General features: G+C 64.0%; 15 protein-coding genes and 1 tRNA gene. 11 read left to right on the plus strand and 5 right to left on the minus strand.

Annotated features, from left to right (window positions below; translation table 11 throughout):
- The first annotated feature begins 114 nt into the window (after positions 1–114).
- A complete protein-coding gene (locus NGM10_RS02435) occupies positions 115–396 on the plus strand; it encodes a zinc ribbon domain-containing protein (RefSeq protein ID WP_253481432.1) in 282 nt (93 codons plus the stop codon).
- Here the strand turns inward: NGM10_RS02435 and NGM10_RS02440 are convergent.
- Complete coding sequence (locus NGM10_RS02440; RefSeq protein ID WP_253481434.1) at positions 362–655, minus strand: hypothetical protein; 294 nt, start codon at positions 653–655, stop codon at positions 362–364. The two genes, NGM10_RS02435 and NGM10_RS02440, sit on opposite strands and share 35 nt — an antisense overlap.
- Before the next feature lie 293 nt (positions 656–948).
- On the opposite strand from NGM10_RS02440, the gene NGM10_RS02445 reads away from it, so the two are divergent.
- The 4 genes from NGM10_RS02445 to NGM10_RS02460 all read left to right on the plus strand — a co-directional run bounded on the left by NGM10_RS02445 (position 949) and on the right by NGM10_RS02460 (position 6,698).
- Positions 949–2,031, plus strand: a complete 1,083-nt coding sequence (locus NGM10_RS02445) for a pyridoxal-phosphate-dependent aminotransferase family protein (RefSeq protein ID WP_253481436.1) — start codon at positions 949–951, stop codon at positions 2,029–2,031.
- A 467-nt stretch (positions 2,032–2,498) separates the two neighbouring features.
- On the plus strand, positions 2,499–2,825 hold the full coding sequence (locus tag NGM10_RS02450) for a DUF7344 domain-containing protein (protein ID WP_253481438.1): 327 nt from the start codon (positions 2,499–2,501) through the stop codon (positions 2,823–2,825).
- A 3-nt stretch (positions 2,826–2,828) separates the two neighbouring features.
- Entirely contained in the window at positions 2,829–2,993 is a 165-nt protein-coding gene (locus tag NGM10_RS02455; protein WP_253481440.1) for a hypothetical protein, read from the plus strand.
- A gap of 192 nt (positions 2,994–3,185) precedes the next feature.
- Entirely contained in the window at positions 3,186–6,698 is a 3,513-nt protein-coding gene (locus NGM10_RS02460) for an Eco57I restriction-modification methylase domain-containing protein (RefSeq protein WP_253481442.1), read from the plus strand.
- Positions 6,699–6,861: 163 nt separating this feature from the next.
- Here NGM10_RS02460 and NGM10_RS02465 read toward each other — a convergent pair.
- A tRNA-Thr gene (locus tag NGM10_RS02465) sits at positions 6,862–6,936 on the minus strand.
- A gap of 67 nt (positions 6,937–7,003) precedes the next feature.
- Entirely contained in the window at positions 7,004–8,146 is a 1,143-nt protein-coding gene (locus NGM10_RS02470; protein WP_253481445.1) for a class I SAM-dependent methyltransferase, read from the minus strand.
- A 112-nt stretch (positions 8,147–8,258) separates the two neighbouring features.
- Between NGM10_RS02470 and dph5 the strand changes: the two genes are divergently transcribed.
- A complete protein-coding gene (gene dph5, locus NGM10_RS02475) occupies positions 8,259–9,032 on the plus strand; it encodes a diphthine synthase (protein ID WP_253481448.1) in 774 nt (257 codons plus the stop codon).
- A gap of 129 nt (positions 9,033–9,161) precedes the next feature.
- Entirely contained in the window at positions 9,162–9,317 is a 156-nt protein-coding gene (locus tag NGM10_RS02480) for a hypothetical protein (protein WP_253481450.1), read from the plus strand.
- Positions 9,318–9,555: 238 nt separating this feature from the next.
- Here NGM10_RS02480 and artA read toward each other — a convergent pair whose 3' ends face one another.
- Positions 9,556–10,530 (minus strand): archaeosortase A, encoded by a 975-nt coding sequence (artA, locus tag NGM10_RS02485; RefSeq protein ID WP_253481452.1) that lies wholly within the window; start codon positions 10,528–10,530, stop codon positions 9,556–9,558.
- 186 nt (positions 10,531–10,716) lie between these two features.
- Between artA and NGM10_RS02490 the strand changes: the two genes are divergently transcribed.
- From NGM10_RS02490 to NGM10_RS02505, 4 genes are all read left to right on the plus strand, one after another.
- Positions 10,717–10,953, plus strand: a complete 237-nt coding sequence (locus NGM10_RS02490; protein ID WP_253481454.1) for an antitoxin VapB family protein — start codon at positions 10,717–10,719, stop codon at positions 10,951–10,953.
- The gene (locus tag NGM10_RS02495) at positions 10,950–11,348 is read left to right on the plus strand and encodes a PIN domain-containing protein (protein WP_253481456.1); all 399 of its coding nucleotides are present in this window, start codon (positions 10,950–10,952) and stop codon (positions 11,346–11,348) included. The genes NGM10_RS02490 and NGM10_RS02495 overlap by 4 nt, the downstream gene beginning before the upstream one ends.
- 83 nt (positions 11,349–11,431) lie before the next feature.
- Complete coding sequence (locus NGM10_RS02500; protein ID WP_253481457.1) at positions 11,432–11,728, plus strand: AbrB/MazE/SpoVT family DNA-binding domain-containing protein; 297 nt, start codon at positions 11,432–11,434, stop codon at positions 11,726–11,728.
- Entirely contained in the window at positions 11,713–12,147 is a 435-nt protein-coding gene (locus NGM10_RS02505) for a type II toxin-antitoxin system VapC family toxin (RefSeq protein ID WP_253481459.1), read from the plus strand. The genes NGM10_RS02500 and NGM10_RS02505 overlap by 16 nt, the downstream gene beginning before the upstream one ends.
- A 123-nt stretch (positions 12,148–12,270) precedes the next feature.
- Here NGM10_RS02505 and NGM10_RS02510 read toward each other — a convergent pair whose 3' ends face one another.
- Positions 12,271–14,421, minus strand: coding sequence for a BGTF surface domain-containing protein (locus NGM10_RS02510; protein WP_253481461.1), 2,151 nt, complete (start codon positions 14,419–14,421; stop codon positions 12,271–12,273).
- Between the last annotated feature and the right edge of the window lie 175 nt (positions 14,422–14,596).

A 14,596-nucleotide genomic window follows, 5' to 3' on the forward strand; every position in this document is an offset into this window, starting at 1 on the left:
GTTGGTGTCGGTGAACTCCCGGAGCGGAGACACGCCCGTCGGACAGCTTTTTGACGGCTGAGGACGTTACGTGCTACCGAGTGTCAGCTAGACGGGAAGCTCCCGGAATCCGATATGACTACCGACCAGAACGACTCGGCCGACGGAACCGCCCGGTCAGACGACGCGCCCCCGACCACCGACCGAATCGACGCGCTCGAACGCGCGGTCGAAGCGCTGGCCGAGGAGGTGTCGGACCTCGAACGAACCGTCGCGTGGATGGCCCGCCAGCAGGCCCGCGAGACGGGCAACGGTGCGTGCCCGCGGTGTCACACCGGCGGGGCGTTGCGCGTCGAGCGCACGCCCGCCGGAAAGAAGCGGGTCACCTGCTCGAACTGCGAGGGGCGGTTCGACTAACCGGAGGGTCGTCGACCGCGACCGACCGGCGTCGGTCGGGTCGGCGTGCCAGCCTGCGCAGCGACGGTCCGGCCAGCGCGCCGACGCCGGTGCCGAGCAGACCGGCGGCGACGACGGCCGGGTGCGAGAGGGCGAACAGCGCCAGCGGGACCAGCGCGGCGGAGCAGACGTACAGGGCGATTCCGGCCCACGTTCGGGGCGGGCGGTTCGGGCGGCGATGCGGCGGCGTCGATGCGTGGGGTCGTGGATTCGAAGTCATTGGCGGGGTGAAGCGGTCGGCGGTCGGCGTACGGCACACCTGAGTCGAGAGCCCCGCCACGGTCGTACGCGGTGTACTTCCCTGACTGGGGCGTCGTCAAGGGGCGTCGTGGAGCACCATGGGATTACACTCTACAGATGTATCCGTATTAACAATTTTTAACATGGGGCAACACATGACGCGGTAGCGTGTATCGTGATGGAAGTGTCGCGCGCGCTCGACGCCCGCCGGGCGTCGAGCGCGCGCCCGGGAACTTCGCCCACCTTTAGGACGGTGACGGCCCAAGCCGTGGCATGGACGAACGCGACGACCTCCTGATGACGCCCGGACCGACCGCGCTCGCTCCCGAGGTGCGCGAGGCGATGAGCCGCCCCCTCGTGAACCCAGACGTAGAAGCCGAGTTCGCCGAGTTCTACCGGTCGCTGTGCGACGATTTGGCGGCGGTCTACGGCACCGACGACGACGTGCGAATCCTGGCGGGCGAGGGCATCCTCGGACTCGAAGCCGCGGTCGCGTCGCTGGTCGACCCCGGCGACGAGGTGCTGTGTCTGGCCAACGGCATCTACGGCGAGGGGTTCGCCGACTTCGTCGAGACCCACGGCGGCGACCCGACGGTCCACCGCGCCGACTTCGACGCGGGATTCGACCCCGAGGCGGTGAAGGCGGCGGTCGAGTCGGGCGACTTCGCCGCGGCGACGCTGGTCCACTGCGAGACGCCGACCGGCCTGCTCAACGACTTCGAGGAGGTGCTGGGCGTCCTGCAGGACGCGGGCGTGCTCACCGTGGTCGACGCGGTGTCGTCGCTCGGCGGTGCGCCCGTTCCGGTCGAGCGCATCGACGTGTGTCTCGGGGCGTCCCAGAAGTGCTTCAGCTCGCCGCCCGGCCTGACCACGCTCTCGGTCAGCGACCGGGCGTGGGAGGCGGTCGAGGCGACCGACCAGGACACCTTCTACACCAGCCTCGGACCCTGGCGCGAGGCCGACTTCTCGGGCGAGGCGTTCGAGATGCTCCCCTACACCCACGCGGTGTCGAACCTCTACGCGCTGGAGGCGTCGCTCGACCTGCTCCTCGACGAGGGCCTGACGAACGTCCACGACCGCCACGAGCGGGCGGCCGAGCGGTGTCGCGAGCGCGGGCGCGACCTCGGCGTCGACCCGTTCGCCGCCGAGGGCTACCGGTCGCCGACCGTGACCGCGTTCGAGGTCGAGGGTCGCGCGACCGACCTCCAGCGCCGACTCGACGAGCGCGGCGTGGTGGTCGCTACCGGCCTCGGCGACTACGAGGACGACCTCCTCCGAATCGGCCACATGGGATACAACGCCGAGGTCGAGCGCGTCGACCGGACGATGGACGCGCTCGCGTCGGTCCTCGACTGACGACTCGCGGGTCTCGACTCACACTACTCGGTCCTCGACCGACGACTCGCGGGCCGCCCGCTCTGCGGGCGGCCCGCTAGCTCTCGCCACCGTCTTCCGCACGTCATACGGATATTTTAAGTGATTCGCCGTCTTCTCCGAAATATACTAGACGATGTCTCTCACGTCGACCGCGCGCGAACGGGGCCTGTTCATCGGGTGGGCCGCGAGCGTGTTGGCGCTGTGTCTGCTCCTCGGCTATCTGTACGGGGTCGGCTACTGAGGGTCTCGACCCTCCGCGCTCCGCGACCCTCGGCCTGCTCCTCCGCTCGTCGTCGTTCGCTCCGCGTTCCTCCGCTCGGATGCCGACCCTCCCGCCGCCCTGCAACGGTTGCAACGGTCGGGACCGAAGCGGGTGTTTAGGAGGGCCGCCTCGCAAGCCGGTAGTAACGCGAGGGCGACGCCCTCGCCGCGACGACTACGCAACCATGGACACCGAAACAACGTTCGACATCCTGAACGACCCGGTCCGACGAAACGTCATCGCCATCCTCCACGACTCGGGCCCGATCACGCGGGCGCAACTGGCCGCGGAGCTCTCCGAGGCGATGGACGACGCGGCGGGCCCGGAGACGGCCCGAGGGGCCGGCCCTCGACAGCTCCGGATCTCGCTCCATCACAACCACCTGCCGCGACTCGCCGACGCTGGCGTCGTCGAGTACGACGGCGACGGCGTGGCTGCCACGTCGGCGCTCGACCGACTCGCAGGGGCGCTCGCCCCCTCGGATATCGAAGCGTCCTCGGCGCTCGTCTGAACCATGGTCATCCACACGCTCCAGTGCGCCGAGTGCCGGGAGACCCGGCCCGGACGGGACACCGACGAGGGCATCGAACCCATCCGGACGGCGTGCCCGAACTGCGGGGCGACCGAGTACGCCCGATTCACCGGGAGCGAGAGCGGTTCGCGCGGCGCGAGCGATTAGTGTCTGTCGGTCGTTGCGGGTCGTGCGGTTGGAAGCGGATTTTTCGTCTTTCTTGGGAGTGTTCTCTCGCACGTATCCAAACAGCACTCAGGGAGTGATTCACCGCCCTCATTGGTGTGTCAGCTCCAAATGCAACGGAGGATTGCACTCCATGAGTGGATTTTAAGAAGCTCGTCTCTAAACGGGAGTGTAATGCCGGATACGTTCCTTGCTGATCTTCATTACGCCTTCCAGAGAATCGGAGATGAGATTCGTTCAGAAGGGAGCGAATTCGACTTCAGGTACAGTCTGGTCGACCATCTCTTCACCGATGCGCTCGGCTGGTCACGTACAGAGGGAGAGGGACACGTCAACTTCGAGGACGACAGGAAAGACGTCCTCTGTTATGACGATAGTCATCCGCCGTTTCCCGTCATCGCCTGCGAGACGAAGCGCCCGTCTCACGACCTCGAACTCGGCGATGTCGAGCAGTTGCAGACGTACATGGTGGGAATCGGGAGTGCGGGATACGGGATTTTGACCAACGGGCACGAGTTCCGCGTCTACGAATATTCGTCTACAGACAGATCGCTGTCAGCCATCGATGACTTCCACATCGGCGAGGTGGCCGAGGCAGAATCTGTCGACGATCTCGACCCGTCGCAGAAGTCCGCACTGGAGGAACTGGAGTACTTCCGTCGTGATCGGTTCACGAACGTTGGTGATGCCGATTACTTCCAGAACAGGGCGAGAGAGGTTCCCATTCAGTACCAGCCGGGGACGGACGACGAGGGATATGACCTGTTCCTTGAGGCGGTGAAGGAGTCGCTGGACGAACTATCCAGCGTTATGCACCGGTTCTTCGATGACTACATGGCGCGACCGGAGAACTCCTATCCTCGGAAGTTCTTAGAGACAACCTTCCCCGACTGGAAGGACTGGCGTGAATACACGGGAAAGAGCGACGACGCGAAACAGACGTTCTGCCGCGAGACGGCCTACATCTTGATGAACCGGGCGCTCTTTGCCCGTATCGCAGAGGACAAAGAGATCGTCGGCAACACTCGTCTGTCGGGGCGGGGGATGGCAGACGGCCTCGAACAGGGAGACGAGCGACCGTACCTCGATGCCCTGATGGACACCTACGACAGAATCGATGACCACTACGCAGACCTGTACGAGCTGGGCATCTTCGACTGGTGGTGGGTGTCGAGGGACAAGCGTCAACGCTTCGACTCCGACGAGGAGAGCCGTCAGGAGAGCCTCGAAGATGATCTGGACTACCGGCTCGGCGAGGTTTTCAAGCGTTTGAACCGGTTCGACTTCGAGTACGTCAACCGGGACATCCTCGGACACGTATACGAAGACTATCTCCCACAGGACGAACGGAAAGAACTCGGTGAGTACTACACTCCAATCGAGGTAATCCGGTACATGTTGGATGAGACCGGGTACAAGGCGACCGAGGGCATCGGTCGCCGGAAGATTCTGGACCCGGCATGTGGGAGCGGTGGCTTCCTAACCGAGGCGACGGAACGTCTCATTCAGCATTTCATCCGCAAGTTCGGCAAGGAGAGCATTCACTACCTCGACGCCGAGGAGGCGCGCACGATTCTGGAGCGCGTCGAGGAGAACGTCTACGGTATCGACATCAATCCGTTCGCGGTTCACATCACGCAAATCAACCTTCTGTTTCGCACCGTCGATCTATACGACAAGGTGACCGAACAAGACCCGTCGTACACGATGGACGGATTCGAGATTCACGTCGCCGACACGCTGACGCCGACCGTGCTGGAGCAACAGGAGGGTAGCACCGCCGATGAGGGCCAACAGGCACAGATCACCCAGTTCGCCCAGTACAACGGTCGGGCGCAGTCGTTTATCGACGACAGAGACGCGGTTGACCGCATCAAGGACGAGATGGAGTTCGACGTGGTGATTGCGAACCCGCCGTACGTCCGTGTTCAGAACATCAGCGGTCCAAAGCAGGACTACGTCGCCCGGTACTCGTCCGTCGAAAGCAATTTCGACCTCTACGTTCCCTTCATCGAGCGTGGACTCGACTGGCTGACGGACGACGGAAATCTCTCGTACATTTGCCCAAATCGGCTTCTCACCCACGAGTACAGCGAGTCGATTCGTGATCAGCTCGCCGATGAGCCCCTTACCAACATTGTCGACTTCAAGGACGTTGAGGTGTTCGACGCTGCGACCCCGTACCCGTGCATCTTCACCGTCGACAGAGACCGCTCCCCCGAGGAGGATGTCCTGTGCGCGAGGTTCGCCGAGGAGCGAGAGAACGTACTAGACGAGATTCACCATCTCGACGAGTGGGTCACTCCAGACGGAGTCGACGAGTACAGTCTGTACACCTACGAGAAGGAGGAGATGCGGGAGGACAACGAAGACGACTATCTGCCGAGCTGGAAACCGATGCCGGACAGCGAGCGGCGACTCTTCGATACAATCGAGGAGCGTGGTGACATGCGCGTCGGCGAGATTTCGGCAGAGGTATTCGTCGGGACGCAGACGAGCGCGAACACCGTCTACCTCGGTGAAATCGCCGGGCAGACCGACGAGGATGGGGTCGTTGAGTTCAAGCCGAGCGGCGAAGACGAGACGTACCCAATCGAGGAAGAGATTCTGACTCGCGTGCTGAAGGGCAGAGAGATCGACCGCTGGGGCGTCGACTGGGAGGGTCTGTGGATGATTCTCCCCTACGAGGTTTCCGGCGACGAGTTCGACGTGATTTCACAGTCCGTCTTGGAAGAGGACATGCCGCATGCGTGGGATTTCTTCCTCGCCCACGAGGAGAAGCTGAAGGACCGCGAGTCCGGAAAGTTGCGTGATGAGGACGACTGGTACGCCTACATCTACCCGAAGAATCTCACCAAGTTCGACCCGGACAAAATCATGACAAACATCCTGAGTAGCTACAACCGGTTCGTCGCGGATACGGAGGGCGAGTACTACTTCGTCGGCGGCGGTAATGCCGGTGGGTATGGAATCCAGTTGCGCGACGAGTACGCGCCTACATCGGAGGATCACCTGTACTACGTCGCCCTTCTGAATTCATCCATACTGGAGTTCTATCACAAGCATACCGCTCCAATTTTCGGCGGAAAGTACTACTCCTACAACAAGCGGTACTTAGAGCCACACCCCATCGTTCTCCCCGACGATGTACCGGAGGAGACGGTTACAAAGTACGCCGAAGACATCCAGAATATCCGGGCGAAATGGACGGACTTGGAGTACAAGACCAGCGACGTACGGAACTACCTCCCCGACTACGAACGGGACGGCTCTATCCTCGACCTTGCACAGACGATCAACCTCGGTGGGGACGACTACCGGCAGGGGCCGATTCGGAAGGACGTGAAGACGAACGTGGACACCGGAGAGAGAGCCTATCAAGTGGTGATGAAACGGGGCCACGACCTGCAGTTTGACGACCAGCGTGTGCGTGACTTCGTCTTCGAACTGTTGACCGCACAAGATCGGCGACTCTCCCGGTCAGAAGTCCTTCACATGGATACCCCGACTCGTGACTCAGTCATCGAGCTTATGAAAGAGTATCTCAGCGACGTTGAGCGAATTGAGGAGCTACGAGAGGAGTTCGACCGATTGTGCGACGAGCTCGACGAGGTCGTCCTCCGAGACGTGTACGGACTAAGTGACACGGACGAGAACACCGTCGAGGAGTTCCTTGAGGTCTGGTAATTCCGAACCTTTTCGTCGCGATTTCCACGTCTCTTTTACACCGAACCGAGAGAGACGCCGATCTATGAGCAGATAGAGCGTTGTTCAGGATATCGACCCATCAGTTCCCGGCTGGGGAAGCGATTTTGATACGATGTTCTCAAGGACTCAAATCGGGGTAAGAAGCCGGTGGAGGGATTTGAACCCTCGGCCTATTCCTTACGAAGGAATCGCTCTAGCCAGTCTGAGCTACACCGGCACGAGGTGCCTTCTACACTCAAACATAGCCGCCAGCATGTGCTTAAGCGTTCCGAAATCGCACGCCGTCAGCGAGTCAGTCGCACGTCGAGACAGACGTTGAGTTCGTGTGGCGCGTACGACCGGACCGGGTGGCGGGTCTCGACCGCGACCTCGTACTCCGGTTCGGCCGCCGCCCGAATCGCGGCCTCGCCCGGCCCGAAGGGGTCGCCCTCGTGCTGGATGTCGTAGTAGTGGAGGACGCAGTCGTCGCCCGCGAGCGCGACCGCGGCGTCGAGGAACTCGTCGGCGCTGTGGGGGAGGTTCATCACGATGCGGTCGGCCCAATCGCGGTAGTCCTCGACTACGTCTCGGACGCCGTCACTTCGCTCCGCTCGCGACGAGCCCGCGACTACGTCGCGGACGTCCCCCTGTATCGCGGTCACGCGGTCCTCGACGCCGTTGCGGCGGGCGTTCTCCCGGAGGTACTCGACCGCGCGCTCGTTCAGGTCCACGCCGACGACCTCCGCGCCGCGCTTCGCGAAGGGTATCGCGAAGGGGCCGACCCCGGCGAACATGTCGAAGGCGCGTTCGCAGGGGGCTCGCGGGCCCTGCCCGCTCACGGCTTCGCCGTTCGCTTCGCCGAGGCCCTCGCTTCGTTCGCGCCTCGCACCGCTCGCGTTTTCCGAGGGCCGTCTCCCCTCGCACACCTGCTCGGCGACGCGATGGCGCTCGGTCGCGAGTCGGGGCGAGAAGTACACCTCGGCCACGTCGAGTGCGAACTCGCAACCGTACTCGCGGTGGACGGTCTCCGTTCCGGAGGACGCGTCCCCGGCCAGCACCTCCCAGTCGCGGACCCGGAGTTCGCCCTTGACCTTCGAGGCGCGGTCGATGACCGTCCGCACGGGCAGGTCCGAGGCCATCACCGCGTCGGCGATCTCGCGGGCGCGCTCGGGGTCGTCCTCGTCCAGAATGGCGATGTCGCCGAGTCGCTCGTAACTGGGTTCGAAGCCCAGCAGGTCGGCGGGGGTGTCCTGCGTGTCGCGCTCGGGGACCTCGCGCTCGACGACCCGGAGGTCCTCGGGCACCGCCTCGGGGTCGGCGACCGGGACGTACAGCCAGCCCTCTTCGACCTCGATCTCGAACTCGTCGGCGAGCAGTCCGGCGTCGGCGAGCCGCCTTCGGGTCTCCTCGCCTCGCTCGCGCTCGACGCGCACGCACGGCACTTCCATGCCTATCGGTTCTCCCCGGGACCGGTAAGCGTGACGCTTCCCGGGGCGCGCTCGCACGCTTCCCGAGTCGCACTCGAAAGGCTATAGCAACCTCGGACGCCTACACTCGGCCATGCTCACCTTCGTCGGACTCGGACTCTACGACGAGCGCTCGGTCACGGTCGAGGGCAGAGACGCCCTCCGGGACGCCGATTCGGTCTTCGCGGAGTTCTACACCAGCAAACTCCTCGGCGCGAGCGTCGCCGACCTCGAAGCCTACCACGGCGTCGACATCGAGGTCCGGGACCGCGCGGGCGTCGAGCGCGACCCCGAGGCCATCTTGCGCGCCGCCGAGGGCGGCGAGGCGGTCTTCCTCACCGCGGGCGACACCATGATCTCGACCACCCACGTCGACCTGCGCCTGCGCGCCGAGGAGCGGGGCGTCGACACCCGCGTGGTCCACGCGCCGACCGCCGAGTCGGCAGCCAGCGGCCTGACGGGCCTCCAGAACTACCGGTTCGGCAAGGCGACCACGCTCCCGTTCGACTACGCCCACGGCGCGGAGGGCGTCCCCGCCAGCGTGACGGAGGCCATCGACGAGAACCGCGAGCGCGGCCTCCACACTCTCGTGTATCTGGACATCAAAGCAGAGCGCGAGGAGTACATGACCGCCGACCACGCTGCCGACCTCCTCGCCGACGACTACGGGGACGTGCTGGCGGTCGTGGTCGCCCGGGCCGGAAGCCCCGACCCGCTGGTGGCCGCCGACCGGCTCTCGGCGCTCGCCGACCGCTCGTTCGGCGACCCGCTCCACCTGCTCGTGGTTCCGGGCGACCTCCACCACATCGAGGCCGACGCGCTCGCCGAACTCGCCGACGCGCCCCCCGAACTGCTCGACGTGGAGTAGCTCCGACTCTGCGTCAAAAAGACCGTCCCCCGAAACGCGTCCGACACCCTCTACTCGGCGCGTGCTGGTGCGGCCCCGCAGTTTGGGGCCGCACCGACACGCGCGAGGGCTGAGGACCACAGACTGCGAGTGGAACGAGCAGTCGAGGACCGCAGGCGGTTGGGGAGGGCCGTGGCCTGCGGCGGCGGTTGCTGTGCGGTGCTGTGCGGTGCGGTGCTGTGCGGTGCGGTGCTGTGCGGTGCGGTGCGGTGCTGTGCGGTCTTCATAGGTACCGGGAGTAGCTAGCTCTGGCATCTCCGAGACGAACGCGACAGCTCGAAGCTAGCTACTCCCGGTACCTAGGAGAACCGCACCGCCACCGCAGACCTCGACCCTCCCCAGCCTCCTGCGTTTCTCGGTCGTTCCCTTCGGTCACTCCCTGCGATACTCGTCCCTCGCGCGCGTTGCTCGCGCGCGCCGGGTATCAAAATCCGGTAGCGCTGGTAGTTCTGGTAGCGGAGCGCCCCCTCGCGACTCGGTTGCCCTACTCGCCTTCGCCATCCGCGCGGAGTTGCCGGTCGCTACCCACCGCGTCGTGGAGGTCGTAGTCGTCGCCGGTGGCGATGTACAGCACGTCCTCGGCGACCGTGAGGAGTTCGGGAACCTCGCGGGCGACCGCCCACGCGATGCCCACCAGCGCGACGACCGAGAGGCTCTGGGCGATGACCCGGTCGGAGAGGAAGTACGACGCCCGCACGCCGTAGGCGGGGTCGCCGCCGTAGAAGAACTCGACGAGCGGGTCGACGACGAACTGGAACTGGAACCACTGCTGGCTGAAGGCGAGCGTGATGAACACCACGCGGGCGAGGTTGAGCACCCAGATGACCGGGATGGCTATCGCGAGCGCCCGGAGCTTCCGGCGGAGGGGCGCGCGGACCGCCGCGATGAGGCCGCCGAAGATGGCCATGCTGCCCAGTCCCGTACACGCCAGCAGGACGTTGATTCGGAACCGACCGGCCTCGGGGTTGTGGAAGACGTACCGTCCCCGAACGTCCTCCTCGACCGACTCGCCGAACAGGGGGGTCTCCAGGGTCCGGGTGGCGACCTCGAACTCGTAGCCCAGCGCCCGGAGCACGAACTCCCCCTGTGCGGTGACGAGTTCGATGAGCCCCTGCTTGGCGGGCGGGATCATCGTGAACGGCATGTAGATGAGACCCATGAACGCCACGGCGCGCGAGAGCAGGAAGAGGGTCGCGCGGCCCTGCACGAGCAGGTACGCGGCGTACAGGCACGCGGGGAAGGCGGCGAGGCTCAGCGCGCCCTCGATGAAGCTGTGCTGTTCGAACGCGAAGTGGGGGAACAACACCAGCCAGAAGACGCCGAAGACGACCCACGCGCCCCCGGCGATGTAGCGGGCGCGGCCCTCCCCGCGGTCGCCGTCGTGCCAGTCGAGCGCGATGGCGACCACGAACAGGCCGATGGTGAGCCACGCGAGTCCGTCTGTGAGCGCGGAGGTCACGGTTAGGAGGTAGCAAGCCCGCCGGGAATAAAGAGTTGACGGCTTCGGGTGGCGGTCGGGTAAGGTCTCGTTGAGTCGTCGGAAACGTCGCGTTTCGCTGCGGTGGCAGTGTGGGTGCGAGCCAACCGATCCCCGTGTCGGAGCACGAGCCAAAAACTGATAACCTCGTATATCCAAATATACACCATGACCAAGACGATTCGCGTTTCGGAGGACTTCCACGAGGTGGTGAAAGCCCACAAGCGAAACGACGAGACGATGGAGGAAACCCTGCGGCGACTGATGGGCGGTCCATCCCCGGATGCTCTCGCGGAAGTCGTCGGACGCGACGACGAGACGGCCGCGGAGATGCGAGAAGCGATAGAACGCAAGCGCGACAGCGGCCGCGAACGACGTGCCGAACTCCGGGAGCGGTTCGAATGATTCTGGACACGTCATTTCTTCTAGATCTGAAGGACGGAAAGCAAGACGCGTTCGAGAAGGCGACCGAACTGTACGATTCGGGCGTCGTCCAGCGCGTGGCGATTCCATCGGTGATGGAACTGCAGTACGTGGCGTCCATCGTCCAGTCCGACGACGAGCAACGTCGGGTGAGGAATCTCCTCCAGATGTACCCCCTCGTCCCCGTCGACAAACGCACGGCACTTCGGGCAGGCGCGTTGTTGGCCGAGGCCGACCGCCGCTACGGAGGGACTAGCGGCGTCGACAACCCCGACGCCCTCATCGGTGCGGTCGCCGAGCGGTTCGGCGAACCCGTCCTCACCGACAACGTCGACGACTTCGCGAGGTTGCCCGGCATCGAGGTCGAGACGTACTGAGTCCGATTCTCGGCTGTCGTGGCGAATCCCTCATGAGGGTGCTCATGAACTTTATTACTCCGGAGGCCGTATCCTCGGCCACGATGGCTACCAACGGCGAGCGGACCACGGTCAACGACCACTACTCGGTGACCGTTCCCGCCGCAATTCGGAATCGACTCGACATCCAGCCGGGAGACAAACTCGACTGGAAGGTGACCGACGACGGCCAACTCGCGGTCGAAGTGGTGCAACAGCGGTACGGGGCGTTCGACGACTTCGAAGCCGTCGACATGGGGGCGACGAACGCGGCCGAGGACCACGACGCAATCGCCGTCGACGCCGGAGCCGACGATCCGACCGCCGACGAGCGTGGAGACGATGGATGGCCGTCGCGATAATCGACACGAACGTCCTCGTCGCCCGGGCGAGTCGCAGAGACCAGAATCACGAGGCGGCCCGCGCCGTCGTCGACGGTATCGACCGCGGTGACTTACCGAGCGTCAGGGTGACGAACTACGTGGTGACCGAGACGCTGAACTACATCCACGAGCGCCAGCACCACGCCCTCGCGGTCGACCTCTACGACCGGCTCGCCGAATCGACCGGATTCGAACTCGTTCACCTCTCGAAAACGGACTTCTCGCGCGCGGTCGAACTGTTCGAGCGGTACGACGGACTGGCGTTCGCCGACGCCACCATCGCCGCGTACATGGAGCGCGCGGAGATCGAGTACCTCTACAGCTTCGACGACGACTTCGACACGCTCGACGACATCACGCGACTCGCGAGCGCGACGAATCCCTTCGACTCCTCGTAATCCCGTCGACACGCTATTTCCAAGTCACGTCCCCGCTTGACCGCGGAGCCGCCGCTACTCGGTCGGTAGCGCGCGAAAGAATGGGAACCGCGAAACCGGGAAACCCGGTGGTTAGTCAGCTATTCAGTTGTTGCGGCGGAGCGCGAGGAGCGCGGCCGCGAGCAGACCGGCGAGCGCGACACCGATGCCGAAGCCGGGGATACCGCCGTCACCGGGCTCGGTGGTTTCGGTGTCCTCCGTCTCTTCGGTGGTCTCCTCGGTGGTCGTCTCTTCGGTGGTCTCCTCGGTCGTCGTCTCCGTCGTGGTCGTCTCCGTCGTGGTCGTCTCGGTGGTCTCCGTCGTCTCCGTCGTCTCGGTGGTCTCCGTCGTCTCCGTCGTCTCCGTGTCTTCGTCATCGTCGGTCGATTCGACGACGATGGCAGTGGCGGAGTCGGAGGCGTCGTCCGTGGCCTCAGCGGTCACGTCGAGTTCGCTACCGTTTTCGACGTCGCTGAGGTCGAACGTAGCGGAGAACTCACCGTCGGAGTCGAGTTCGACGGTGTCCGACCAGAAGTTGTTCGACGATTCGAGTTCAACGTCGACCGACGTACCGGGTGCGAGGTTGCTCGTACCCTCAATGGTCGCGTTCTCGGAGTTCTCGACCTCGAACTCGTCGTCGTCGTTCACGCCGTCGATTTCGAGGGACTGCTCAGAGACGCTGAGTTCGGTCGAGACGCTCTGGTCGCTGGAGGTGAATTCGTTCGCCTCCGTGACGTTGAACGTCACGTCGTAGTCGTCACCAGCCGACATGGCGGAGCTGTCGTAGATGAAGTACAGCGTGTCGTTCTCCGCGTCGATGAGCGGGTCCGCCATCGCGTCTTCACCCGAGAACTGCTGGGCGTCCGCGTTCGGACCGGGGTCCTGCTCGGTGATGTTCAGGAAGAGACCGTAGTCGCTCGTGTAGGTCTCGTCGTCGTTGTCCCATGCACCGAAGTCCTCGGCGTTCTCGGCGTAGCCGTAGATACCCGACGCCTCGACCTGGACGACTGCGAGGTCGTCCTGGGCGACGTCGTCGGATTCGGAGACGCCGTCGAGGAGTTCGCTGACGTCCTCGGGCAGGTTGTCAGCACTGGCGTCCTGGTGGACCCAGGTGTTCACGTCGTCGGTCGACCGGTCGCCAAGACTGACGCTGGTCTTGTCCGAACGGTCCTCGAACGAGTCGTCGGTATACGCGACGAGGTCGTAGTTACCCGACGCAATCGCGCTACCCAGCGAATCGTCACCGTCGTCTTCCTCGGTGTCGATGTCGCTACCAGTCCAGACACCGTAGTCACCGTCGCCGTCGTTGCCTTCGACATCCGCACCGTCAGAGACGTCGATGAAGTCCTCGGGGTTGTCGGTCCCGTGGATGTTGTCGGTCTCGATGGTGATGGTCACTTCGTCGGGCTGGCGGTCAGTGTTGTCCACCTGGAAGCGCGAGACGAAGTTGCTGTCGGTGTCGCCGAACTGAATGTCGGCGGTGTCGGAGTTCTCGATAGTCGCGTTGAACTCGAGGTCGTCACCACGCTGTTGCGAGATGGTCTCGCTGGGGAGCGTGATGTCGGCGTCGCCCTGTTCGCTGAGGTTGAGGTCGAGCGAGTGGCTCGCGGTCGTGTCCGTCACGTCAACGTTGACCGTGTAGTTGCCCGCTTCCGCGTCGTCCTGCAGCGGAACCGTGATCTCGTCGTTGGCGTCCTGTCGACCGACATCCTCTGCGATGTAGCCGTGGTCCTCAACGCCATCGTTACCGTCGATGACGCCAGCGTCGGCGTCCTCAGTGGAGACGTTGACGTCCCACTGGCCGCCGCGGTTCGAGTCAGCGATGTCGAGGGTGAGCTCGTTACCCTCGTCTTCGAGCTCGTACTCAATCTCGTCCTGCTGGATGTCGAGCGATTGCTCGACGACCTCGAACGACTGGCTGTCCTCATCGGAGTCCTCAAGGAAGTAGTCACCCTCGAGGTCGGAAGTGTCGACCATCACGTGGCCATCATCGTCCACGTCGAGCTGGTCGACGTAACTACTGCCGTCCGTATCTCCTTCGCGCAGTTCTACGGTGTCGTCACCATTCCAGTTTCCATCTGTGGAGACTGCCTGCTGACCCTGGAAGATCGGCGAGGTATTGCCGATCTCAACGTCAGCATCGTTGCCGTGTTCCGCAACTGCCGAGCCTGCGAAGGCGGTCGCGCCCGCGAATACGGACATGACCATCAGCGCAGACAGGAGCAGACTGCGAATCTTATCGTTTGTCGTTGTCATGGTTTGGTTGGTTATTCGGTCGGCGACAGCGTCTTTCCGCGGTCCGTTATAAAGCAACCCGGCGTTTCCGGGCGTGGACCAACTGTACTCGCTACTGCCACCATGGGTAGGGGTACATTCCAATGCAACCGGCGGGCGTGGTAAATACTTTGTGTTATCTTAACCCCGAATTGGG

Source organism: Halorussus salilacus (genome assembly GCF_024138125.1).
GTDB classification, from domain to species: domain Archaea; phylum Halobacteriota; class Halobacteria; order Halobacteriales; family Haladaptataceae; genus Halorussus; species Halorussus salilacus.

Bases quoted from the DNA above. Each gene is read 5' to 3' on its own strand.
- NGM10_RS02445 (WP_253481436.1), top strand. From the start codon at position 949: ATGGACGAACGCGACGACCTCCTGATGACGCCCGGACCGACCGCGCTC.
- NGM10_RS02455 (WP_253481440.1), top strand. From the start codon at position 2,829: ATGGTCATCCACACGCTCCAGTGCGCCGAGTGCCGGGAGACCCGGCCC.
- NGM10_RS02435 (WP_253481432.1), top strand. From the start codon at position 115: ATGACTACCGACCAGAACGACTCGGCCGACGGAACCGCCCGGTCAGAC.
- NGM10_RS02470 (WP_253481445.1), bottom strand. From the start codon at position 8,146: ATGGAAGTGCCGTGCGTGCGCGTCGAGCGCGAGCGAGGCGAGGAGACC.
- NGM10_RS02440 (WP_253481434.1), bottom strand. From the start codon at position 655: ATGACTTCGAATCCACGACCCCACGCATCGACGCCGCCGCATCGCCGC.
- NGM10_RS02505 (WP_253481459.1), top strand. From the start codon at position 11,713: ATGGCCGTCGCGATAATCGACACGAACGTCCTCGTCGCCCGGGCGAGT.
- NGM10_RS02510 (WP_253481461.1), bottom strand. From the start codon at position 14,421: ATGACAACGACAAACGATAAGATTCGCAGTCTGCTCCTGTCTGCGCTG.
- NGM10_RS02450 (WP_253481438.1), top strand. From the start codon at position 2,499: ATGGACACCGAAACAACGTTCGACATCCTGAACGACCCGGTCCGACGA.
- NGM10_RS02490 (WP_253481454.1), top strand. From the start codon at position 10,717: ATGACCAAGACGATTCGCGTTTCGGAGGACTTCCACGAGGTGGTGAAA.
- NGM10_RS02500 (WP_253481457.1), top strand. From the start codon at position 11,432: ATGGCTACCAACGGCGAGCGGACCACGGTCAACGACCACTACTCGGTG.
- dph5 (WP_253481448.1), top strand. From the start codon at position 8,259: ATGCTCACCTTCGTCGGACTCGGACTCTACGACGAGCGCTCGGTCACG.
- NGM10_RS02460 (WP_253481442.1), top strand. From the start codon at position 3,186: ATGCCGGATACGTTCCTTGCTGATCTTCATTACGCCTTCCAGAGAATC.
- NGM10_RS02495 (WP_253481456.1), top strand. From the start codon at position 10,950: ATGATTCTGGACACGTCATTTCTTCTAGATCTGAAGGACGGAAAGCAA.